The sequence below is a fragment of the Pirellulales bacterium genome (assembly GCA_035533075.1).
In the GTDB taxonomy this organism is placed as follows: domain Bacteria; phylum Planctomycetota; class Planctomycetia; order Pirellulales; family JAICIG01; genus DASSFG01.
In genome coordinates this window covers 15,085-37,277 of the sequence record DATLUO010000060.1, presented here as the reverse complement: position 1 = coordinate 37,277, position 22,193 = coordinate 15,085, and the positions used below count along the sequence as shown (strand labels likewise).

17 protein-coding genes and 1 pseudogene are annotated in these 22,193 nt (G+C 63.6%); 13 read left to right on the top strand and 5 right to left on the bottom strand.

Going from position 1 to position 22,193, the window contains the following annotated elements:
* The first annotated feature begins 1,091 nt into the window (after nucleotides 1–1,091).
* Nucleotides 1,092–1,787, top strand: coding sequence for a DUF1080 domain-containing protein (locus VNH11_07725; protein ID HVA46246.1), 696 nt, complete (start codon nucleotides 1,092–1,094; stop codon nucleotides 1,785–1,787).
* A gap of 77 nt (nucleotides 1,788–1,864) precedes the next feature.
* Here VNH11_07725 and VNH11_07720 read toward each other — a convergent pair whose 3' ends face one another.
* Nucleotides 1,865–2,218: a hypothetical protein gene (locus VNH11_07720; protein HVA46245.1), complete on the bottom strand. Its 354-nt coding sequence runs from the start codon at nucleotides 2,216–2,218 to the stop codon at nucleotides 1,865–1,867.
* A gap of 293 nt (nucleotides 2,219–2,511) precedes the next feature.
* On the opposite strand from VNH11_07720, the gene VNH11_07715 reads away from it, so the two are divergent.
* Nucleotides 2,512–2,961: a hypothetical protein gene (locus tag VNH11_07715; protein HVA46244.1), complete on the top strand. Its 450-nt coding sequence runs from the start codon at nucleotides 2,512–2,514 to the stop codon at nucleotides 2,959–2,961.
* A gap of 294 nt (nucleotides 2,962–3,255) precedes the next feature.
* Here the strand turns inward: VNH11_07715 and VNH11_07710 are convergent, their stop codons facing one another.
* Complete coding sequence (locus VNH11_07710; GenBank protein HVA46243.1) at nucleotides 3,256–3,597, bottom strand: hypothetical protein; 342 nt, start codon at nucleotides 3,595–3,597, stop codon at nucleotides 3,256–3,258.
* 265 nt (nucleotides 3,598–3,862) lie between these two features.
* Between VNH11_07710 and ctaD the strand changes: the two genes are divergently transcribed.
* From ctaD to VNH11_07680, 6 genes and pseudogenes are all read left to right on the top strand, one after another.
* Nucleotides 3,863–5,530: a cytochrome c oxidase subunit I gene (gene ctaD / locus VNH11_07705; protein ID HVA46242.1), complete on the top strand. Its 1,668-nt coding sequence runs from the start codon at nucleotides 3,863–3,865 to the stop codon at nucleotides 5,528–5,530.
* Between the two features lie 4 nt (nucleotides 5,531–5,534).
* Nucleotides 5,535–6,086 (top strand): hypothetical protein, encoded by a 552-nt coding sequence (locus VNH11_07700; GenBank protein ID HVA46241.1) that lies wholly within the window; start codon nucleotides 5,535–5,537, stop codon nucleotides 6,084–6,086.
* Nucleotides 6,087–6,227: 141 nt separating this feature from the next.
* A complete protein-coding gene (locus VNH11_07695) occupies nucleotides 6,228–6,530 on the top strand; it encodes a hypothetical protein (GenBank protein HVA46240.1) in 303 nt (100 codons plus the stop codon).
* The gene (locus tag VNH11_07690; GenBank protein HVA46239.1) at nucleotides 6,523–7,350 is read left to right on the top strand and encodes a formylmethanofuran dehydrogenase subunit C; all 828 of its coding nucleotides are present in this window, start codon (nucleotides 6,523–6,525) and stop codon (nucleotides 7,348–7,350) included. The genes VNH11_07695 and VNH11_07690 overlap by 8 nt, the downstream gene beginning before the upstream one ends.
* 97 nt (nucleotides 7,351–7,447) lie before the next feature.
* Complete coding sequence (locus tag VNH11_07685) at nucleotides 7,448–7,570, top strand: hypothetical protein (protein ID HVA46238.1); 123 nt, start codon at nucleotides 7,448–7,450, stop codon at nucleotides 7,568–7,570.
* 74 nt (nucleotides 7,571–7,644) lie between these two features.
* Nucleotides 7,645–7,893: pseudogene (locus VNH11_07680) on the top strand (trehalose-6-phosphate synthase).
* Nucleotides 7,894–7,897: 4 nt separating this feature from the next.
* Here the strand turns inward: VNH11_07680 and VNH11_07675 are convergent.
* The 3 genes from VNH11_07675 to VNH11_07665 form a co-directional block, all read right to left on the bottom strand.
* On the bottom strand, nucleotides 7,898–9,322 hold the full coding sequence (locus tag VNH11_07675) for a DUF1501 domain-containing protein (GenBank protein HVA46237.1): 1,425 nt from the start codon (nucleotides 9,320–9,322) through the stop codon (nucleotides 7,898–7,900).
* Nucleotides 9,323–9,335: 13 nt separating this feature from the next.
* Nucleotides 9,336–12,281 carry a PSD1 and planctomycete cytochrome C domain-containing protein gene (locus VNH11_07670; protein ID HVA46236.1) on the bottom strand — a complete coding sequence of 982 codons (2,946 nt, stop codon included), beginning with the start codon at nucleotides 12,279–12,281 and terminating at the stop codon, nucleotides 9,336–9,338.
* Between the two features lie 561 nt (nucleotides 12,282–12,842).
* Nucleotides 12,843–13,526: a DUF4058 family protein gene (locus tag VNH11_07665; protein HVA46235.1), complete on the bottom strand. Its 684-nt coding sequence runs from the start codon at nucleotides 13,524–13,526 to the stop codon at nucleotides 12,843–12,845.
* Between the two features lie 58 nt (nucleotides 13,527–13,584).
* Between VNH11_07665 and VNH11_07660 the strand changes: the two genes are divergently transcribed.
* The 5 genes from VNH11_07660 to aceE all read left to right on the top strand — a co-directional run bounded on the left by VNH11_07660 (nucleotide 13,585) and on the right by aceE (nucleotide 22,137).
* Nucleotides 13,585–13,911, top strand: a complete 327-nt coding sequence (locus tag VNH11_07660; GenBank protein ID HVA46234.1) for a hypothetical protein — start codon at nucleotides 13,585–13,587, stop codon at nucleotides 13,909–13,911.
* 308 nt (nucleotides 13,912–14,219) lie between these two features.
* Nucleotides 14,220–17,291 (top strand): PQQ-dependent sugar dehydrogenase, encoded by a 3,072-nt coding sequence (locus tag VNH11_07655; protein HVA46233.1) that lies wholly within the window; start codon nucleotides 14,220–14,222, stop codon nucleotides 17,289–17,291.
* Between the two features lie 72 nt (nucleotides 17,292–17,363).
* Nucleotides 17,364–18,263, top strand: coding sequence for a tetratricopeptide repeat protein (locus VNH11_07650; protein HVA46232.1), 900 nt, complete (start codon nucleotides 17,364–17,366; stop codon nucleotides 18,261–18,263).
* Between the two features lie 268 nt (nucleotides 18,264–18,531).
* Nucleotides 18,532–18,813, top strand: a complete 282-nt coding sequence (locus tag VNH11_07645; protein HVA46231.1) for a DUF4258 domain-containing protein — start codon at nucleotides 18,532–18,534, stop codon at nucleotides 18,811–18,813.
* A 642-nt stretch (nucleotides 18,814–19,455) separates the two neighbouring features.
* Nucleotides 19,456–22,137 (top strand): pyruvate dehydrogenase (acetyl-transferring), homodimeric type, encoded by a 2,682-nt coding sequence (aceE, locus tag VNH11_07640; protein ID HVA46230.1) that lies wholly within the window; start codon nucleotides 19,456–19,458, stop codon nucleotides 22,135–22,137.
* Nucleotides 22,138–22,193: the final 56 nt, after the last annotated feature.

Genomic DNA, 22,193 nt, shown 5'->3' with positions numbered 1-22,193 from the left:
TAGACTCGTTTTCGTTGGGGCGTGCATCGGAGTGATGCTTTAGGCCACTACCCGGTTGCCGCGACGCGATTGTGGACTTGCGAATGGGAACTTTTCGGCGCGGAGGAGCGTCTAAAGAGCAGGGGCAGGCAGCTCGGCATTTATGGCAGGCTGCCGCAGCCGTCGCCGTGGGCGGGCGGCGGCACGCACGGTTTGGCACGCAGGCAACCCGCTGGGGTGGTTTTGCACGCGAACACCCCGAGCCAGTCGCGCGGTAGAACGACGTATTGCGGGCAGGTGTCGGGACTCAGAAGCCGGACGCAAGGATCTTTGGAAATTTGGTCTGTTGTCAGTGGCCCGCGGTCCGTCGTCAGTGGCACGTGGCGAGTTGCGCATCTTCGCGCGCGAGTTGCGCATCTTCGAAAAAACGCGGCGTTTTTTGCGCGGCGGCAGTTGCACGCCTTCGCTGGCGCGCGCGGTTTTTGCCTTTCCGCGGCACCGGCGGAGGTTCGGTCGGGAGAGCGGCCACGGCCTGCCGCCGAGTTGCGCATCTTCGCGCGCGAGTTGCGCACCTTCGCAAAAACGCGGTGTTTTTTGGGGGGTGGCCGTTGCGCGTCTTGGCTGGGGCAGGGCGTTTTTGTGTTCCGCGGCAATGGCGGTGGCTCCGCCTGGAGACCGGCCACGGCCTTGCTGCCGAGTCGCGCGTCTTCGGGCGCGAGTTGCGCACCTTCGACAAAACGCGGCGTTTTTGGGGGTGGCAGTTGCGCGTCTTGCCTGGGGCACGGCGTTTTTGGCTTTCCACGAACTGGCGGAATCCGCCAGTTGGCCAATTGTGGGGGGTTCCCTCCGCGTCGCGACGTGCAGTGCGGGTCGGGCGCGGCGCTTGCGTCGGGAACCTACCGACACGCTGACGCGTCCCGCTCGCCACGGCTTGTAGGCGCCAGCCGCTATCCGGCCAAGCTCTGCCCCAGCCGCCGCTTTTCCTCGCGCAAAACGTCTCATTCTGGGCCGCGTGAAGTCGCCGCGTGAGGTCATAGTCTAGCCACACGCCGCGGACCAATGTACCCTGTAACATGTCCGCTTGAACCTCTAACCCACCCACGAGCTTCATCATGAGATTCGCCCGCCTGCTTTCGCTCGCCTTGCTGCTGACGTTGGCCTCCTTGTCGCACGCCGCCGACAACACGCCGCCCGATGGATTCGTGGCCCTGTTCAACGGCCAAGATCTGAGCGGCTGGAAAGGTCTGCTCAAATCGCCGCTCGACAATCCGGCCAAGCGGGCACAGGCTTCGCCGGACCAACTCGCCACGGCCCAGCAAGAGGCCGACGAAGACATGCGGAAGCATTGGAGCGTCGACGAGGGCGTCTTGGTGTTCGACGGCAAGGGACGCAGCCTGGCCACGGCCAAAGACTATGGCGACTTCGAGCTGTGGGTCGATTGGAAGATCAAGCCGAAGGGCGACAGCGGCATCTATTTGCGCGGCACGCCCCAGGTGCAGATCTGGGATCCTGCCAGCGACTCGGCCAAGGGCGTCGGCTCCGGCGGGTTGTTCAACAATCAGAAGCACCCCAACAAGCCCTCGACCGTGGCCGATAAGCCGATCGGCGAGTGGAACACGTTCAAGATCATGATGGCCGGCGACAAGGTGACCGTGAAGCTCAACGACGTGCTGTTGGTCGACAACGTGGTGCTGGAAAACCATTGGGAGCGAGACAAGCCGGTCTACTCCACCGGCCAGATCGAGTTGCAGAACCACGGCAACACGCTTTATTTCAAGAACATTTACCTGCGCGAGATGCCGCGGTAGGGAACGGGTGATCTCGTTGTAAGTGAGACTGGCAAGGCGTTGCCGGTCGACCCCGAATTGGGGCCGGTAGGTCGCGCTCACTCGACGCCGTGCAGCAGGCCGCCGCTGAGATACCAGCCCTCGCCACAAGGCCGGCACCAGAGGATCTCCGCGGCCAAGCGGAGCGGTTCGGCCTGCGGGCGAGGGACCGCGACCGTCACCCAGCCCGGCACGAGTGGAACGTTGTGCAGCAGGCCGACGCTGGCCATCGAGATTTCGCGCGTAAACGCCACGCAATCGCGCTGTCCCGCGTCGACATCTTCAATCCACACCCGCCGGAAAAACGGGTATCGGGCGGCCCCGCGGCGGTCGTGCTGATCGTCGGCGCGCGCCTCGGCCATCAGCGCGGATAACTGGTCGCGAAGCGGCGGTTGCACGGTGCTGACGGACATCGCGGGGCGGCGTCGGAGGAATCTGGTCAAAGATGTTGCGAGAAAGCATAGCTCATGCTTCACGCTGGTGAGACTGGGGTCCCGGCGACCATTTTGCCGCACCTGTAGGGTGGGACCAGCGAGCTTGCGAGCGCCGGCCCACCATCGGTGCGACGTCGTTGACGGTGGGCCGGCGCTCGCAAGCTCGCTGGTCCCACCCTACGTTCTGCTTTTGTCTTGTTTGCCGGCGCGGGCCAATTACGCTGGAAGTAGCGGGGCAGACACTGGAAACGGCACACTGACGAGGCACGACAATGCACCTTTCTCACAAACTTGGCTCAATCGTTCTGGCACTGGTTGTTTGGGCCGCCGTCGGCACGGCCGCCGAGGCGCAGGTGGGCGGAGCGCCCTTCGCCTTGGGCTACGGCTTTTTCGGCAACGGGCTGTACGGCATGATGAACACCCAACCGCCGCCTTATTACGCGATTTTTCCGCCGGTCTATTACAGCCATCCGGTGGCCCGGCCTTATGGCTATAGCCCGTTCGCCTACCCGCCCGGCTACATCACGCCGTCGGCAGCGCCGCTGCCGCCGAAGGAAGTACAAAATCGCTACGTGCCTCGCGAGCGCAAAACGAGCGCGGGCGACCGCACCGCCGCCGCGCCGAAGGTCTTCGTCAATCCCTATGTCGTTCAGCGGCGGACCGCCGAACTCGCGTCGAGATCGAGCGTCGATGCGGTTCCTGAAGAAGAACGGGCTAAGTAGTAATTGTAGACGGGCTTCGGCATTCCGAAGTTGCCATAGTTCACGCGGCCGAGAATGAGACATTTTTTTCGCGAGCAAAAGCGGTGGCTGGGGCAGAGCTTGGCCCGATAGCGGCTGGCGCCCTTCAACAGCGTGGCGGCCAAGCGATGCCCCGGTTGGACGCACCGGGGCATCGCCTGGCCGACGAGTTGAACGAAGTGCCAGCCCCCACCTGGCCAGGCCGGGTCGGGCACGCGTGCGAGAACAATCTCGCCCTGCTTGTACTGAGGCACGCCTTGTTCTCCGACTCCACTTCTACGACGAAGGTCCGTCCAGCAGTTCGCGTGGCGGCTCCACGCTGAGCGAGAGCAGCTCGTCAAGTTCTGGCATTATTTCCTCGATCCGATCGAATTCTTCTTGATGCTCAGCGCGTAGGTCGTCGATCTCCTGCTGTCTTGAACGCTCCTGCCTCGTGGCGTCGCCCTCAACCTGCTGAGTCGGTTCCGCGGACTTCAATCCGCGCGGAGAACGAAGCAGACGCGCAATGCCGTGCAGGATGGTACTGATGTCACTGCGTTTGACATTGAAACGAGTGGAAATGTCATCGATGTTATCACCTTCCGCCAGACGATCGAAAACGCAATCGATCGGAAACATGACTTCGCAACTTCTTTTCGTGAAACGGCTTAGAGTTTTAATTCTATGCTGAAAGGATGCTGTTTTCCAGGGGGTCACGTCAAGCGCTTGCATTCTCCGACCGAATGCCCACAATGACGTGCTAAAGGCGATCCTTAGTCGGGCACGAAGGGAGCCAGGATGCACGCAAATCGAACTGGGCGCAACGGGGCATGCCGCGTCGTGCGCGGCGCAAACGCCGACGACAAGCCGCATTTCGCGATCGCGGCCGCATGATGAGGCCCCGATGACCAGCGTCGAAATCGAAACCGCAAACGCCAGGCACGCTTCGAGCGGCCCGTCCGCGGCGCCGTCGCTGCTGTACGAGCTGGTCACGACGGTCGATCACAAAAAAATCGGCCTGATGTACATCGCGATGGCCCTGGGGTTTCTGATGATCGGAGGCTGCGAGGCCCTGCTCATGCGTTGGCAGTTGCTCTTTCCTCGGTACGACTTTATCGGTCCCGACGCGTTCAACCAGCTTTTCACCATGCACGGGACCACGATGGTCTTTTTCATGGGCATGCCCATCCTGATCGGCATCGGCAACTACCTCGTGCCGCTGGCGATCGGCGCCCGCGACATGGCGTTCCCGCGGCTGAACGCCTTCGGCTTTTGGGTCAGCCTGCTGGGCGGCCTGCTGGTGTATTCGAGCTACGCCACGGGCGGCGCGCCGGCCATCGGCTGGTTCGCCTACGCGCCGCTCAGCGGGCGGACCTTCGCCCGCAGCGCGGCCACCGACCTCTGGGCGCTGGGCCTGATTGTGAGCGGGACGGGCACGCTGGCCGGGGCGGTGAACTTCATCGCCACCATCCTCGGCATGCGTGCGCCCGGCATGACGCTGCGCAAAGTGCCTTTCTTCACCTGGACGATGCTGTGGACCTCGGTGCTGATTCTGTTCGCCATTCCGCCGCTCACCGCCGCCCTGGTGATGCTGCTTTTCGACCGCAACCTCGGATCGCACTTTTTCGACACGCAAAACGGCGGCTCGGCCCTCCTTTGGCAGCACATGTTCTGGTTCTTCGGTCATCCGGAGGTCTACATCCTCATCTTGCCGGCCTTCGGCATGGTGTCGGAGGTGATCCCGGTCTTCTCACGCAAGGTGCTGTTCGGCTACGAGTTCATGGCGGCGGCCACCGCGGCGATCGCCTTCATCAGTCTGGGCGTGTGGGCGCACCACATGTTCGCCGTCGGCATGAGCCGCACGGTCGATCTGTTCTTCGTCGCCAGCAGCCTGCTGGTGTCGATCCCCACGGGCATCAAGTTTTTCAACTGGCTGGCCACCATGTACGGCGGCCGCATCTGGTTCGCGTCGCCGATGCTCTTCGCCTTCGGTTTTCTTTCGATGTTCCTGATCGGCGGCCTGACGGGCATCATGCTCGCCGCGGCGCCGTTCGACTTTCAGCTTTCGGACAGTTATTTCGTGATCGGCCATTTCCATTGGGTGCTGATCGGCGGCACGTTGTTCGGCACGTTTGCCGGACTCTATTACTGGTATCCCAAGGTCACCGGCCGCATGCTCTGCGAGCGGCTGGCACGCTGGCATTTCTGGCTGCTCTATATTGGCTTTTTTCTCACCTTCGGGCCGATGCACGTTTCGGGCATGCTGGGCATGCCGCGGCGAATTTACACCTACGACGTCGATCGCGGCTGGGACTTTTGGAACCAGCTCACGACGCTCGGCGCCCTCGTGCAAGCGCCGAGTTACGCCATCTTCATTTACAACGTGCTGGTATCGCTGCGGCGGGGCAGGCCCGCCGGCAACGATCCCTGGGACGCCTGGACGTTGGAGTGGATGACGTCGTCGCCGCCCCCCTCGTACAACTTCGAGCAGATACCTGTGGTCCACAGCCGGCGACCGCTGTGGGACCTCAAACACCCCGACGATCCCGATTGGCAATACGAGGACATATAGCCTGATGGTCGGGAGCCTGCTGATTGCCACCCGCTTTAGCGCCTTGAGTTGCACGGTCCTGTTGTTGGCGATGCCGCCCGCCGTTGCCCGCGCCGACGCGGGGGCGGTCTGCGCATCCCAGCGGCATGGCAACCGCCAGGTCACGGTCTTCAGCAGTCCCACGCCGTTGGCGGCCGGCCCCATCGACATCAGCGTCTTCATCCAGGATGCCGACACGGGCGAACCGGTGCTCGACGACGCGATTGAGATCGAAGTAGCGCCCCGCGACGGCTCCCTCGCGCCCGCGAGGTACGAGGCAACGCCTGACGCCGCCACCAACAAGCTCTTTCAAGCCGCCGAATTCGAATTGCCCGATGCAGGCGCGTGGCAGTTTACCATCGTCATCCACACACCTGACGACGACCTCCGCGTTCACTTTGAGCTGGAAGCCGCCGACTCACTTCCCACGTGGCGATCGCTGTGGCCTTGGTTCTGTTGGCCATTCCTGGTGATCGCGATGGTCGCTCGTTTCCACGCCACTGGCACCCGGAACAAACTGCCAACAGCAAGCAGGTGAACGACCATCGCTTCATGCCTCGTTGAATTACTGTTGTGTTTTGAGCAACCGAAACGCCCGACGCACCGTTTCCACCCTACGCTCATCCTGACCAAGCCCAAGCGATTTGGCCGCGCGCCGGCCGTGTGCTAGGCTGTGGCCATGCCAACCCTTGTCCATGCCGTGGGCCGTTCCGACCTGCCCGCGTATCCCATGTCGGACCGCTTCCGGCACGAAATCGCCTATTTCATGAGCGTGCCCGGTGCCGCCGGCGTGCCGGAACTGGCGGCGGGCGAATACTGGGTCGCGCTCGACCAGACCCGCACTTGGCTCGATGAGGGCGCGATCCTCGTCGTGTCGCCGCTCGATAGCGCCAGCCGCACGGAAGTCGAGTTGAGCGAAGAGCTGGAGGGCTGGCTCGAATGGATGGCCAAGCACCAGGTCGAGCATATTCGGATTGGTTAAACGACCTTTGGCCCTGCAGCTTAAGTATCGCGTCGCCACGCCGCTGCCCGTCGAGATCGAAGGGCTTCTGCCTTTCGCCGTGCGCGACAAGTCGCTGGCCGAGATCGAAAAGCTGCCGCTGTTTCACGGCAACCGTCAATTGCCTGTGGGCGAGTTCTTTGCCGTGTCGGGCGACCCGAGCGATCTGCGGATCGAGTTCCAGGGGAACCTGGCCGGCGTACACTGGATCGGCGCCAAGATGAGCGCGGGGGCCATCCACGTGGCGGGTCCCGCCGGCCGGCACGTGGGAAGTGAGATGTCGGGAGGAGAGATCCACGTGTCGGGCGACGCCGGCGACTGGCTCGGCGGCGAGATGCACGGCGGGCTGATCGACGTGCGCGGCCGCGCCGGGCACCTGGTCGGCGCGGCCTATCGCGGCGGCGCGCGGGGCATGACCAAGGGAACCATCCTGGTCGGCGGCGACGCGGGCGACGAAGTCGGCCACAGCATGCGGCGCGGTTTGATCGCCGTCGGCGGCTCGATCGGCGATGCTCCCGCGGCGAACATGATTGCCGGCAGCCTGCTGGCGTTCGGCGCGTGCGGGGCGCGTGCCGCGGCCGGCATGCGCCGCGGCGCGGTGCTGCTGTTCGGCGACAAGCCGGTGTTGTTGCCCACCTTCAAGCCGGCGGGCCGCTGCCGGCCGCTCTACGTGCGGATGTACTTGCTCCATCTGCGGCGGCTGGGGTTTCCGGTGGCCGAGGAGCTACTGGCCGCCGACTACCTGCTTTATCACGGCGACCTGCTGGCGGCCGGCCGCGGCGAAGTGTTGGTCCGCCTGTAAAGAGCGGAAGATTGTGCTATAATCCGGCCACCATGCTTCTCTCCTCCAGCCAGAGCGCGACCACGTCCGCGTTCCGCCTGAAAATCCGAGCTACACGTTGCGGCGCGTCTGGCTCAGCAAAGAACAGGAAGAAGGCTATTGCTACGGTCTGTCGAACGAGGGTCTCTGGCCGCTGTGCCACGTCACCTTCACGCGCCCCGAGTTCAATCCGCTGCACTGACACGGTCGACCGGGCCATCGAAGCCCGCGTCGATCAGGAGCGCTCCGAGGTGACTCGCGGCCAGCCGGCTCGACGAAGACGGCGTGTTGATCCTCAGCCAGTTCACGGGCACGGCCCGCGAGTTCACCGACGCCTTGCTGGTGAACCCCTACGACGTGGACGGGATGGCGTCGGCGATCCACCAGGCCTGCACGATGGCCGAGCCCGATCGTCGCAAGCGGATGCAGCGGATGCGGGCGGCGGTGGCCAGCAACAACGTTTATCGTTGGGCCGGCAAAGTGGTCTCGGCCCTGCTCAACTTCGAGTTTCCCGAGAACGCATAGGGCGTCAGCCCATCAATTCCTTGATCGGCTGGCCGCCGAATTGTGAAAGCTGCTTGAACCGGCCGCTGTGATAGTAAGTCAGCTTGTTGTCGTCGAGCCCCAACAGCCGCAACAAGGTCACGTGCAGGTCGCGCACGTGATGCACGCACTCGACCGCCTCGGCGCCCGTCTCGTCGGTGGCGCCGATGGTGTGCCCGGCATTCACTCCGCCGCCCGCCAGCCAGATGGTCATCGCTTTCGGGTTGTGGTCGCGGCCGTAGGCCGTGCCGCCACGAACGCCGTTGTCGGGAGTGCGGCCGAACTCGCCGCACCAAACCACCAGCGTTTCCTCCAGCAGACCTCGGCGGCGCAGATCGATAAGCAAGGCCATGATCGGTCGATCAACCTGGCGCACCAGGTTGCCGTGGGCCCGTTCGATAAAGTCGTGCGAGTCCCAAGAGCCGTGATAAAGCTGCACGAACCGCACGCCCTGTTCGATCAGACGCCGGGCCAATAGACACTTGCGGCCAAAGGCGTCGGTCGGTCCGCGGCCGATGCCGTACATCGTCAAAGTTTCCTCATCTTCGCCGCCCAAATCGAGCAGCCCCGGCGTCTGCGCTTGCATGCGGAAGGCCAGTTCGTAGTTGTCGATCCGGGCGGACAGCTCATCGTGCCAGGCGTGCCGCTCGTGATGCGCGCGATTCAACTGGGCCAAAAAGTCGAGGTTCGCCCGCTGGTGTTCCGGCGTGATGCCCGGCGGAGGGTTGAGGTCGAGTATGGGCGAACCCTTGGCGCGTAGCGGCGTGCCCTGATAGGCCGCCGGCAGAAAGCCGTTGCTCCAGTTCGCCGCGCCGCCCTGGGGATACGTGACTTCGGGCAGCACGATAAACCCCGGCAGGTTGGCATTGAACGAACCGAGGCCATAGGTCACCCAGGCGCCGATCGCCGGATCGCCGCCGAAGCGGTTGCCGGTGTTCATCTGATACAAGGCCGACGGATGATTCACCGAATCGACCTGGCAGCCGCGAAAGAAGCATAAGTCGTCGGCGCAGCGGGCAAGATGTTCCCAGTTTTCGGCCATGTCGGCGCCCGACTGTCCGACTTTGCGGAACGCGAACGGGCTTTGCACGTAGTAGCGTTTGCCGCTTTCCATGGCCGACTTCATCCGGCCCTCGCGCACGAACTCCTTCAAGTGAAGGCGAGCGAGCGCGGGTTTTGGATCGAAGGTGTCAACGTGACTCGGGCCACCCTCCATCGTGAGGAAGATACAGCGTTTGGCCTTGGCGGCGAAGTGCGGCGGCCTGGCTGTCAACTGCGAAACCGCCGGCTCCGCGGCAAGCGCCGTCGTTTCGTCGGCCACGAGCGCCGCCAAGGCAACTCCGGCCATCGAGCTTCCGGCGCCGAAGAAAAACGCGCGGCGGTCGAGCGAGCGACCCGCTGCGTCGGGCATCGAGAGGTCACGCTCAGTAGACATAGACGAACTCGTTGGAGTTGAAGATCACGAGGCACACCTCCGCGAACCCGCGGGTGCGAGCGTCGGCGCCGGTGAGTTGCAGGTCCGGCGTGAAGTCGGCGTATTCGTCGAGTGGCTCAACGAAGTTGAACTTCGTGCCGGTGTTCTCTTCCACGGTTTCGCGGACGACCTCCCGCGGCCAGGCCGGTTTGGGCAACACAAGCTTCTCGTGGCGGACCGTCATCCGCCGCCAATGCGCCATTGCCACGGCCGCCTCATCCGGCGTGGCCGGGCGGCCGAAGGCGCGGCGATAAACCGCTTGCACCGCGGCTTCGTCGTCGCAGCCGCCTTTGAGCACCAGCGACGCCAGGGCGGCAGCCCGATCGTAACTCGCTTGGCTGTTGAACAAGCTGAAGACCTGGGGAACGACGGTCGCCGCTTCGCGCCGCTCGCACGACAAGTCGGGATTCGGCTCATTGAAGACCTCGTAGAACGGGTCGCGGAGGCCGCGCAGCTTCAAAGCATAAATCGAGCGGCGATGACGGTCTTGCGGCGAAGGGCTGGGCGTCCAGGCCGCGGCCAGCGCACCCATGACTTGCCGCGGCTGCAAGGCGGCTTCCAGGTTGATCTCCGGGCGCACCGGCACGCCGCCCAAGACGGGATTGAGCTCGCCTGAGACACGGAGCATGCCGTCGCGCAGCTCTTCGGCAGTGAGCCGCCGCGGCAGGAACACCGCGTAACTCGCATCCGCCGGACCGCGTTCGTCCACAGTGCGGCGATCGGGGTGCTCGCACGAGCGGCGGTAGGCCGCCGAAGCCATGATCGTGCGGTGCAGATCCTTCAGAGACCAGCCGCGTTCGACCAGCGTGGCCGCCAGCCAGTCGAGCAGCTCGGCATGGGTCGGCGGCTTGCCGGTCGCGCCGAAATTATTAGGGTTGGCGGCGAGCCCGCGGCCAAAGTGCCATTGCCACACGCGGTTCGCAATCACGCGGCTGGTCAACGGATTTCGCCGGTCGACAATCCAGCGGGCCAATGCGCGGCGGCGACCAGCAAGGCTCTCGGGAATCGTCGCATCGGGAACCGTGGTTACGACGCTCAACACGCCGGGGACTACCGGCACCGTCGGTGAAAACGGATCGCCGCCGGCCAGAATGCAGGTCTGCTCGATTTCGCCCGGCGGCTGGCGATCGCCGGGTAAGCGCCGCGGAGCGGTGATGGACGACACGTTGGGCGTCGGTCCGTCATAAACCGAGAAGGCGAACGGCCGATAGCGATCGAGTTCCCAGGCGAGACGTTCGAGCCCCTTGCGGGAGATACGATCGCGGCCGAGCTCTTCCGGCGCAAGACCGGCGAATCGCGGCGGTATCCGCTCTTCCGGCACGCCGCGCTTGATCATCCTCGACCGCGCCTGTTCATACTCGCGGCGAGCGACGCCACCCGGGCGCGCGGGGGACGATTTTTGCGTCAGGGCTTGCTCGAACTCGGCCGGGTCCAGATGATTGTCGAGCAGCCACCGCCGTGCCGCTTCGATCGACTTCCGATCAAGTTCGGCAAGCTGTTCCTCGTATCGTTGCTTACGGCGTTCGAGATAGACCTGATCCTGAAAGCCGTCGATCGTGTTTTCCCGCGGGAGAAACGCGGCGGGCCGCTCGGCCATCTGCGTCGTGGCAAAGCATGCCTGAACGCCATAGTAATCGCGCGTGGGAACCGGATCGAACTTGTGATCGTGACACCGGGCACACTGGAGCGAGTGGGCCAAGAACGTCTCTCCCACGTTGTTGGTCACGTCGTCAAGAAACCGCTGGCGCGCCACTTTGGGAACTTCCATCGCCGTCAGCTCCCAAGGGCCCATGCGCAGAAAGCCGACGGCCACCAGCAGTTCCGGGTTGTCAGGGTCGATCTCATCGCCGGCAAGTTGCTCGCTGACGAACTGATCGTAGGGTTTGTCGACGTTGAATGCCCGGACGGCGTAATCACGGAACCGCCAGGCGTTGCCGCGCTCATAGTCGTTGGCGAAGCCTGAAGAGTCTGCATAGCGCACCACATCAAGCCAGTGCCGGGCCATCTGCTCTCCATAGTGCGGCGAGGCCAACAGCCGCTCGACGACCTTGGCGAAAGCCGGCGCATCTTCGTCCGTGTCGCCAAGGAAGGCTTCGACTTCCTCCGGCGTCGGCGGCAAGCCGAGCAGATCGAAGCTGGCGCGGCGGATGAGCGTGCGGCGGGCGGCAGGCGGGGCGGGCAGCAGGCCGAGCGACGCCAGGCCCGCGTCGATGAAGGCATCGATTTCGTTCTTGTCGATGTTGGGTTCTTGCGCCTTCGGAGGCGGGTTTTTTTTCACCGGCTGATAGGCCCACAAGCCGGCCGGGTTGTACTTGCGGTCCGTCCATTCGGGCGAAAGGCCGCCGCTGGTGGGGACCGATACGCCGGCATCGTCGTTCCAGCCGCGGTCCTTGTTCAACTCCGCTCGCCGTGCCGGCGCGGGCCAAGGCGCGCCGCCGGTAATCCATTGTCGAATCGCCCCGATCTCGTCCGGAGAGAGCTTGTCGTTGTCCTTGGGCGGCATCGCCAGCTCGGCGTTCCGACGGCTGACGGCGACATAGAGCGGGCTGGCGTCGGGATCGCCGGCCGTGAACGCGGGCTGACCGCTGGCGCCGCCTTTGAGGGCGGCTTCGCGCGTGCGCAAGTCCAGGTCGCCGCTGATATCGTCGGCGTCGTCGCCATGACAGCCGAAGCAGCGGGACCGCAAAACTGGATAGACTTTTCGGGCAAAGAGTTGTTCGGCCGTTGCTGCCTCGTCTGCCGCGGCCCAAAGACCCGTGGCGAAAATCAGCAACCCAACGCTGATCGCACACACAATCGCAAGGCAGCGGGTGGTGGCTGCCGACGCCGTCGACGACAAGGCGACGACGCACCCAAGACAAGCGTGCGCAAGGTAGTGGCGGCCGGGACGTTGCATGTTCTGTAGCATAATGCCGAATCCGGACCGAGGCCAGCGGTGCGAGAAGCCCGGAACTCTACTTCACTCGGCCGAGAATGAGACGGTTTGCCGCGAGGAAAAGCGGTGGCTGGGGTCCCGGCGCGCCGGGAGCCGGATAGCGGCCGGCGCCTATAAGCCGTGGCGAGCGGGACGCGTCAGCGTGTCGGTAGATTCCCGACGCAAGGGCCGCTCCCGAACCGCACTGCTCGTCGCGACGCGGAGGAACCCCCCCACAGTTGGCCAACTGTCGGATTCCGACAGTTGCTCGGGCGTTCCCAGTCCCGCCGGCAAGCGAAGATCATCGCGATCTAAAACACCGCGGCACTCCGTGACGAGGACACCGACGGCGACGAGGGTTCGGCCGTGGCGACGCCGAAACGCGCGGCGGAGGTTGCCGCGGGCTGAGCCCCGCCGACCGCAACGCACGCCTGACGAGTTTGGTGCAAGTTGCACCAACACCCCCGACTGTTTTAGTTCTGTGACCATACGGCATTCGCGAGTTCGTCCGCGTCTTCTTGTGATACCAGGACGGCGCAACAACTAATTCGAGTCAGCAGTCGGCAGTGGGCGGACGGGCGCTTGATGGATGCGAAGGTCCGCGCACGTCATTTGGTAGCTTGCTTCCAGATCAAGAGGCACTGAGTAGTCGGAGGCGATCCATAAGGGAAGGGTCGGCAGTGGCTGTCCCAGAGCGAGCGGCGCCGGCCAAACCTCAAGTTGTTGCCATTCTTCGTCACGCCCGACAGCTCGGTAGGAAACTGCCGACAGCCCCGCCGGTGGTAGCGCGGCCGCGCCCAGATCGACCCCGAGGAGGGACAGGATGGTACTCCTCAGGTCGGCTCGTCGCGTGGTGACCGTATCGACAACCACGACGCTACTACCCTGTTGCAGGCAGCCGACACACTTGACCGCGAACGCCTGCCGGGCTGCCAGGCGGTCCTTGTTGCGTGGGCTAAGCAGCTCGACCGCGGCCGCGAGGCGCGGATCGCCCTCTTCAGCAAAAACCTGAACCTCGACACCATCGACGGTTGCCAGATCGACGGCGACCGCTACGGCCGGGGCCGGTGCGGCCCATGTCCGCGGCTCGACCCCATCGCTCGCGGAATGAGATGCCTCATGGTCGTGCAGTGCGGCCACGTCGATGTCGATGGGTCCGTCGCGGTCCACGAGAGGGACGGCGTAATAGCCTGTGGGCAAGACACCCTGGTTCAGCAACCGGGCCATGGCCGCAGCCCAGGCCCCGTGAAAACTACGCCAGGGATGCGTTCGGCTCAAAGGCGGGTTGAAGTGGTCCAGCAGTGGCATAGGAGGCATTATCCCTGTCGATCCGCGATGCAAGCTCGTCGCGCAGCAATTCCCGCTGAGTTTCGGCGAAAGGAGTCGCCATGCTGGCCACGATTCTACGCCCGCCCAAGAAGGGCCGCAAGCATTTGTCCGCGGACCCAGCATTTATATCGACCTGAACCCGATTCAAGCCAAGATCGCCGAGGCCCCGGAAAAGTCCCATTTCACCGCCGCTTTTGAACGCATCGCGGCACGCGAAACACCAGCCGCGAATTCCAAAAAAGTTCCGCCGGTCAACATCGCGACCACGGATGAGGAACGCTAATTCGCGCTCATCTTCGCTAATGGAAGGAAGGAAACAGTACTGATTAGTGCGGATTAGCGTTGATTAGTGTTCCGATCTTCCAGTCTACCGCATGATCGACGCAAATGCTTTCGCTGCTTCGGTTTTTGACGTTGATGCCTCGCGAATACGTTGCGGAGTCAATAATTGGACTTCTCCCTTTTTCCCCGGCCAACAGCGTGACGGCCAAGCGACGCCCCGGTGCGTCCAACCGGGGCATCGCCGATGTCTCATTCTCGGCCGAGTGAAGTATATTACGGCCGGTCGTTGGCCGAAGTATAATCCCGAGCATGGCAATCACGTTGAAACGCCGCGTTCTGTGGACTTCGATTTCGATCTGCCTCTCTTTGCCGCTGCTTGGCTCGGCGCCGCGGGCGGATGAGGGTCCGGCAGCCTTCGAATGCCGCTGGGCCGATGGCGAAATCGCCATCGACGGCAAGGCTGACGAAGCGCCTTGGAGCAAGGCTCAATCGATCGAAGACTTCTCCTTGCCGTGGCTCGGTGAGGCTGCGCGGCCGGCCAAAACCGCCACCAAGGCGCGCCTGCTGTGGGACCGTGAGAACCTTTACTTCTTCGCCACCATGCAGGATTCCGATCTCTATGCCGACGTCGAAGTGCCCGACGGCCGCACCTGGGAAAACGACGTCTTCGAATTGTTCTTCAAGCCGGCCGACGATAAGCCGGGCTATTACGAGTTTCAGGTGAACGCGGCCGGCACGGTCATGGATATGTTCATCCCGCGCCGCGGCAGCGGTGGTTATCGGCGGTTCAAGGGCGAGGCCGCCTTCCATGTCGAAGCCAAGGTAGCGCTCGACGGCACGTTGAACCGCTGGCAAGATCACGACTCCGCCTGGTCGGTCGAGGGCCGCATCCCTTGGACCGATTTCTTGCGCACGGGCGGCCGCCCGGCCGACGGCGAGACGTGGAAGTTCGCGCTCTGCCGCTACGATTACTCCGTCGATTTCGAAGGCCCCGAGCTTTCGACCTGCGCTGCCTTGCGGTCAAAGCCGCCCGACTTTCACCATCACGAAGACTATGCCACGCTGATATTCAAGGGCCCCGACAAGCAGACCGCCCTACGGCCTTACGGGATCGAGTCTTACGTCCCCCTGGCCACTTCGCGGGTGATCGGATCGCCCGACCCGCCGCTGCCTTACCGCGCTCGACGCGTGTTGCCCGAACTGCGTCTTTCGTTTCCAGTCTTTGTGACGGCCGAGCCGGGAAGTGCGAGATTGTGGATCATCGACCAGCCCTCCGCTTACGGGACAACGCGCATCGCGCGGACCAGCGGCGAACCCGGCAGCGGCGAACTGGAAACCTTGTTGCAGATGGAGGAGGGGCTCGCCTACTCGCTCGTGTTCCATCCCGACTTTCGTCGGAACGGCCACGTGTTTGTCGGCGCGAATACGAAGTCCGGCAGCAGCCGACGCTCGACTCGCATCACGAGGTATACGGTCGCTCGCGAGGCTCCGCGGGCGTTCGACCCCGCGTCGGCCTTGACCATCATCGAATGGCCATCCGCCGGTCACGACGGCGCGGCCCTGGCCTTCGGCCTCGATCGCATGCTCTACATCACGTCGGGCGACGGCACTTCCGATTCCGACACCGACGTCGTCGGCCAGGATCTGAGCCGACTCACAGCCAAGGTACTGCGGATCGACGTCGATCATCCTTGGGCCGATCAGCCCTATTCAGTCCCTGCCGACAATCCCTTCGTGAGCGTTGCCGGCGCACGGCCCGAGACCTGGGCCTTTGGCTTGCGAAATCCCTGGCGGATGACGGTTGATCCGGCCACCGGGCAGATCTGGATCGGTAGCAACGGCCAAGACCTGTGGGAGCACGTCTTTTTGCTGCGGCGCGGAGCGAACTATGGCTGGAGCGTGTTCGAGGGAAGCCATCCCTTCTACCTGCAGCGCAAACTGGCGGACGTTCCGCACACGCCGCCCACCGCGGAGCACCCGCACTCGGAGGCAAGATCGCTGACCGGGGGAGTCGTGTACCACGGCACCAAGCTGCCGGAGCTGCGGGGCGCCTATCTTTATGGCGACTATTCGACGGGCAAAATCTGGGGCTTGCGACACGACGGCGACAAGGTCGTTTGGCACAAGGAACTGGCCGATACCACCCTGGCGATCACGGCCTTTGCGCTCGACGCCGACGGCGAGATGCTGATCGCCGACCATCAGGGCGGTGGCCGCGGCGGCTTCTACACCTTGGAGCCGAACACCGACAAGAACACACAGGCCGCCTTTCCGCGCCGACTGAGTGAGACGGGCCTTTTTCGCTCGGTGCCCGGACATGGGATGCAACCAGGCGCGGTTCCCTACGACGTCAATGCGCCGCTCTGGTCGGACGGCGCTCACAAGGAGCGCTGGCTGGTCTTGCCGCCCACAATGACTCAGGACGGCCACGAGGTGCCCGTCCGCATCCCCTTTACCACCGATCGCACCTGGGAACTCCCCGATCGGACCGTGCTGGTCAAATCGTTTGCGTTGGAAAGAAACGAAGGCAGGCCAGATTCGCGGCGCTGGATCGAGACCCGCCTGTTGACTCGCCAACAGGGCGAATGGGCCGGCTACTCCTATCGCTGGAACGAGGAGCAGACCGAGGCCCTGCTCGTAGAGAAGGAGGGAGCCGATCAGGAGTTTACGGTCCGCTCGGCGGACGGCGAGCGGCGGCAAACGTGGCACTATCCCAGCCGTAGCGAGTGCATGGTTTGTCACAGCCGGGCGGCCAATTTCGTGCTGGGCGTCTCCACCGTCCAACTGAACCGAGACAACAACTACGGCGGTGTCGTCGACAACCAGTTGCGCGTGTTCGAGCATCTGGGGCTGCTGCGCGTCGATTATCAGGCTCAAGCGAGCGAGTATCTACGGGAACAACTTCGCGCCTCAAGTATGTCGGCCGAAGATGCCGCGAAGCGCGTGGCCGAAGCGACGGCCTCTCGCGGACAGCGGTCGGCGGCGGCTTCGTCCCTTCTCGCGCGATCGCCGGACCGTTATGAACGGCTGGCCGATCCTGATGACGATCGAGAACCGATCGACCGGCGGGCACGAGCGTATTTGCACGCCAACTGTGCCCAATGCCACGTCGAAGCCGGCGGCGGCAATGCGCAACTGGACCTGCGTTTTTCGACGGCCCGCGACAAAATGCGGCTCGTCGGCGTCGAGCCTCTGCATGATCGTTTCGGCATGGAACGGGCGAAGCTGGTGGCGGCCGGCGACCCCGACCGCTCGGTGCTTCTGCGCCGCATCAGCATTCGCGGCCGCGGGCAGATGCCGCAACTCGCTACTTCTTTAGTCGATCGACGAGCGGTGGAGCTGATCCGCAGGTGGATCGAAGAGATGCGGACGCCTGAGTAATCGTCTTGCGTCTGACGCCGTTTGATGCTACGGTTCGCGGCCTTTTTCCCTCGTTTGCCCATTTTCGCGCGCATGGACCGGTGTCTTCGGCATGTATTGCACTGGCTGGTGGCCGCCTGCGGGGCGAGCATGGGGTGCCATTTTCGCGGGGCGGACGGCCCCGTGCCGCGGTCGCTGGTGCTGTCGCGGCAACTGTCGCAGCAGGGCGTCAGCGCCATGGAGCATGGCAACTGGGTCCGCGCCGACGAGCTGCTGGCCCAGGCGGTGAAGGTCTTTCCGCAAGACGCCGAGGCCCGCTTTCACTATGCCGAAGCGCTCTGGCACCGCCGACAACAGGCGGCCGCGCTGGAGCAACTCGACAAGGCCTTGCAGCTTTCGCCCGACGACCCGGAACTGCTGGTGCGCGCGGCCCAGATGAGGACCGCCCTGGGCCAGGCCGCCGAGGCCGGCGAGCTGATCGAACGAGCGCTCGACGTCGATCCGAAGAACGCGGCCGTATGGTCGCTGCGCGGGCGGCTGCGGCGCGACGCCGGCGAGCCGCGCGAGGCCCTGGCCGACTACCACCGCGCGTTGGGCTATCGTCCCGATGACCGCGAGACCTTGCTCGACGTGGCGGAGGTCTACCGCCAGCTCAACCAACCGCAGCGGGCCCTGGCGACGTTGCAAACGTTGAGCGAAACGTATCCGCCGGGCGAGGAGCCGGCCCAGGTGTTTTACTTGACGGGTCTGGCCTACGACGCTTTGGGGCGGTGCGCCGAGGCGGCCGATTTGCTGGCGCTGGCCCGCGACCGCGGACCGCCGGCGGTCGAAACGCTCTATCGCTTGGCCGAAGCTCAATGGAAGGCCGGACGCGAGACCGAGGCACGTCAGACGACGGCCCAACTCTTGGCCGTGTCTCCAGGTCATCCCGGCGGCATGGCCCTCGTCGAACGCCTCGACGTGGCCCAACGCCCGCGACCGCAACTGCGTTGAAACGACTTGCCCTTTACGTTCGGGCCGCGGTGCGAAATAATATCGAGGGGATGCGAGGCCCAACCCGCGTCGCTCTTGGCGATTGAGACGACGGGTGTCAATGACTTCCACGGCCCCGAAACATGTGCCGCCACGGGGAATAACGCCCCCACCGCACGCCGCAAATCAGATCTGCCATCGGAACTAAGATGCGGGAAGTGCAGCCGGGTCGAGGGCGCGGTAAACTGGTAAAACCGTAACATTTTTGAACGCGGCGTGAGGCCCCGCGATGGGGACATTATTCAAGAAGATTCAGGTGGCGATCAGTAACGAGCGCTATCTTGTTTCTTCGCACGCCGACGAGCGATGCGAAGAGCGAGGAATAAGTGACTGGCAGATCATCGCCGGCTTCTCGGACAGCGAGCTTTTACGCGAGCGACCGGCTAGCAAGCCGAATCCTTCCGTTGTCGTTCGACAAGAGCTGGCGGATGGCACGGAGGTGGAAGCCATTTGGGCATATTTGGCCGATAGTGGCCGTGCGATGCTAGTAACGGTTTATTTCACGGAGTAGGCAAAAATGGCCGAGCGACGAGAAAAACGCCGACGATGGGTGCAACGCGGGCAATACGCCGTGGAAGTAGAAGTGGAAGTTGTGTATCCAGCCGAAGCGCCAACGGAGGCTTGTCTGGAACCCGCTACGGTGAAGTGGCTCGACGAAATTGCGCGTCGTGCGGAAAGCGATGACCTCGCCTTCCTTCGCCAAGTTGGGCGCGTTTTTCAGGCAGTCACGAACTAGCGCGAATTGCAATCGCTTCCCTGCTCCGTCGCCCCATTACATCTCTGCCCCCAGCTGCTTGACAAAAAAATCCCGGATGCTCGCGTAGCCTTCGGTGGGATGGTCGCCGTTCAAGGTGCCGGCCATGCACAGTTGCCCTTTACGTTTAGGCTACGGTGCGAAATAATATCGACGGGATCCAAGGCGCAGCCCGCGTGGCTCTTGCCCTTTAAGACGACGGTGGGCGATGCGCTTCGATCAATGTCGCCGGCCCGTGATGAATCTAAGCGCAGCGAGGCGCCGTATTTGCCGCGCCTCGCTTAGGCTTCGGGTTTGTGTGTCTGGCACCGTCGGCGTTCCTCCTGCGGCCGGCGCCGTCGTGCTGAAATAACCGGGCGGGAAGTATTGGTTGAATCTTTTAGGACCAGGAGCGTGGGAATGGCCCAAGCCGAAATTGTTCCGGTAGGCAACGACTTCGATCCGGCGGAAACGTCGGAGTGGATCGAATCGCTTCAATATGTGCTGGAGACCAAAGGGCCGGAACGGGCCAGATTTCTGCTCTCGGTCCTCGACGAGCTGGCCAGCCGGAACGGCATCGAACTGCCGTTTGCCATCAACACGCCGTACATCAACACCATTCCGGCCGACCAGCAACCGGCCTACCCCGGCCATCGCGAGATCGAGCGGCGCATCAAGAGCATCGTCCGCTGGAACGCCATGGCGATGGTCTCGCGGGCCAACCACCTTCCCTACGGCCTGGGCGGGCACATCTCCACCTACGCCTCGGCCGCCACGCTTTATGAAGTGGCCTTCAACCATTTTTTCCGCGGCAAGGGCGAAGACTATTCGGGCGACATCATCTTCTTTCAGGGGCACGCCGCTCCGGGCATGTATGCCCGTGCCTACCTGGAGGGCCGGCTCACCGAGCAGCATCTCATCAACTTCCGCCAGGAGCTGGCCGAAGGCGGCGGCTTGTCAAGTTATCCGCATCCCTGGCTGATGCCCGGCTTTTGGGAATTCCCCACGGTCTCGATGGGCCTGGGGCCGATTATGGCCATCTATCAGGCCCGCTTCGCCAAGTATCTCAGCGACCGCGGCATCAAAGACACCAGCGGCCGGACGGTATGGGCGTTTTTGGGCGACGGCGAGTGCGACGAGCCGGAATCGCTGGGCGCCATCACGCTGGCCGCGCGGGAGAAGCTCGACAATCTGATCTTCGTCATCAACTGCAACCTGCAGCGGCTCGATGGGCCGGTGCGCGGCAACGGCAAGATCATTCAGGAACTGGAAGGGGCCTTCCGCGGCGCCGGTTGGAACGTCATCAAGGTCGTCTGGGGCGACGACTGGGACACGCTGCTCGACAAAGACAAAACCGGCCTGCTCGTGCAGCGGATGGGCGAAGTCGTGGATGGCGAATACCAAAAGTATACGGTCATGCCGGGCAGCTACATCCGTGAGAACTTCTTTGGCAAGTATCCTGAGTTGCTCGATCTGGTCAGCCATTTGTCGGACGAAAAGCTCCGCACTCTGCGGCGCGGCGGACACGACCCGGAAAAGGTCTATACCGCTTATAAGGCCGCGATGGAGACGACGGGCAGGCCGACGGTCATCCTGGCCAAGACCATCAAGGGCTATGGCCTGGGCGAGGCGGGCGAAGGCCGCAACATCACCCATCAGCAAAAGAAGCTGAACGAAGACGAGTATCGCGAGTTCCGCAGCCGGTTCGGCATTCCGATCTCCGATCAGGACGTCGCCGAGGCCCCATTCTATCGGCCGGCCGAAGACAGTCATGAGATGCAGTATCTGCGGGAGCGCCGCAACGAGCTGGGCGGCTTCGTGCCGGCCCGCATCACCAAAGCCAACCCGCAAAAAATGCCGCGGATCGACGAGTTCCCCGACTCGATCACTTCCAGCGGCGAGCGAGAAGTCTCGACCACGATGGCCTTCGTCAAGCACTTCGGCCGCCTGCTGAAGCACAAGGAGATCGGCAAATACATCGTGCCGATCGTGCCCGACGAGTCGCGCACCTTCGGCATGGATCCGCTCTTCCGGCAGTGCGGCATCTACGCCCACACCGGCCAGCTCTACGAGCCGGTCGACAGCGAGCAGTTTCTGTATTATCGCGAGGCCAAAGACGGGCAGATTCTCGAAGAGGGAATCACCGAGGCGGGATCGATGTCGTCGTTCATCGCGGCGGGCACCGCGCATACGACGCACGGCATCAACATGATTCCGTTTTTCATTTACTACTCGATGTTCGGCTTCCAGCGGATCGGCGACCTGATTTGGGCCGCCGCCGACGCTCGCTGCCGCGGCTTTTTGTTGGGCGGCACGGCGGGCCGCACCACGCTCAACGGCGAGGGCCTGCAGCACGAGGACGGCCACAGCCATCTGTTCTCGACGGCCTATCCGACCGTCCACTCTTACGACCCCGGTTATGCCTACGAGACGGCCGTGATCGTCATGGACGGGCTGCGGCGGATGTATGAAGCGTGCGAAGATTGCATGTACTACATCACGCTCTATAACGAGAACTATCCGATGCCGGCCATGCCCGACGGGGTGACCGAGGGGATCGTCAAGGGCATGTACAAGCTGTCGGTGGTCGACGTCGACAAGAAGCAGCCGCGGGTGCAACTGTTTGGCAGCGGCCCGATTTTGCGCGAGGCGTTGCGTGCCCAGGCGATTCTGGCCGAAAAGTACAAAGTTTCCAGCAACGTCTGGAGCGTGACGAGCTATACCGAGCTGCGCCGCGAGGCGCAGGCGGCCGCACACTGGAATGGGTTGCACCCCAAGGAGCCGCCGCGCCGCTCGTATCTCGAAGACGTCTTGGCCAAGGAAGAGGGGCCGTTCATCGCCAGCTCCGATTATGTGCGGGCGGTGGCCGAACAGATTTCGCATTGGGTTCCGGGCGGGCTGTTTGCCTTGGGCACCGACGGCCTGGGCCGCAGCGACACGCGCGAGCGGCTGCGGCGGCATTTCGAGGTCGACGCCGAGTTTATCACCCTGTCCGCCTTGACCAAATTGGCCGAACAAGGCAAATTCGACCGCGGCAAGCTGCCCAAGGCGATCACCAACTTGGGGATCGACGCGGAGAAGGCCGATCCGCTGTTTGCGTAAGGGATGAGAGGTGAGGAGCGGGCCATCGAGATTGTTACGCTGCTAGCTCCGTACGA

Bases quoted from the DNA above. Each gene is read 5' to 3' on its own strand.
- VNH11_07665 (HVA46235.1), bottom strand. From the start codon at position 13,526: ATGGCCCGGTTGCTGAACCAGGGTGTCTTGCCCACAGGCTATTACGCC.
- VNH11_07720 (HVA46245.1), bottom strand. From the start codon at position 2,218: ATGTCCGTCAGCACCGTGCAACCGCCGCTTCGCGACCAGTTATCCGCG.
- VNH11_07725 (HVA46246.1), top strand. From the start codon at position 1,092: ATGAGATTCGCCCGCCTGCTTTCGCTCGCCTTGCTGCTGACGTTGGCC.
- aceE (HVA46230.1), top strand. From the start codon at position 19,456: ATGGCCCAAGCCGAAATTGTTCCGGTAGGCAACGACTTCGATCCGGCG.
- VNH11_07675 (HVA46237.1), bottom strand. From the start codon at position 9,322: ATGCCCGACGCAGCGGGTCGCTCGCTCGACCGCCGCGCGTTTTTCTTC.
- VNH11_07670 (HVA46236.1), bottom strand. From the start codon at position 12,281: ATGCAACGTCCCGGCCGCCACTACCTTGCGCACGCTTGTCTTGGGTGC.
- ctaD (HVA46242.1), top strand. From the start codon at position 3,863: ATGACCAGCGTCGAAATCGAAACCGCAAACGCCAGGCACGCTTCGAGC.
- VNH11_07715 (HVA46244.1), top strand. From the start codon at position 2,512: ATGCACCTTTCTCACAAACTTGGCTCAATCGTTCTGGCACTGGTTGTT.
- VNH11_07710 (HVA46243.1), bottom strand. From the start codon at position 3,597: ATGTTTCCGATCGATTGCGTTTTCGATCGTCTGGCGGAAGGTGATAAC.
- VNH11_07650 (HVA46232.1), top strand. From the start codon at position 17,364: ATGGACCGGTGTCTTCGGCATGTATTGCACTGGCTGGTGGCCGCCTGC.
- VNH11_07645 (HVA46231.1), top strand. From the start codon at position 18,532: ATGGGGACATTATTCAAGAAGATTCAGGTGGCGATCAGTAACGAGCGC.
- VNH11_07700 (HVA46241.1), top strand. From the start codon at position 5,535: ATGGTCGGGAGCCTGCTGATTGCCACCCGCTTTAGCGCCTTGAGTTGC.
- VNH11_07655 (HVA46233.1), top strand. From the start codon at position 14,220: ATGGCAATCACGTTGAAACGCCGCGTTCTGTGGACTTCGATTTCGATC.
- VNH11_07695 (HVA46240.1), top strand. From the start codon at position 6,228: ATGCCAACCCTTGTCCATGCCGTGGGCCGTTCCGACCTGCCCGCGTAT.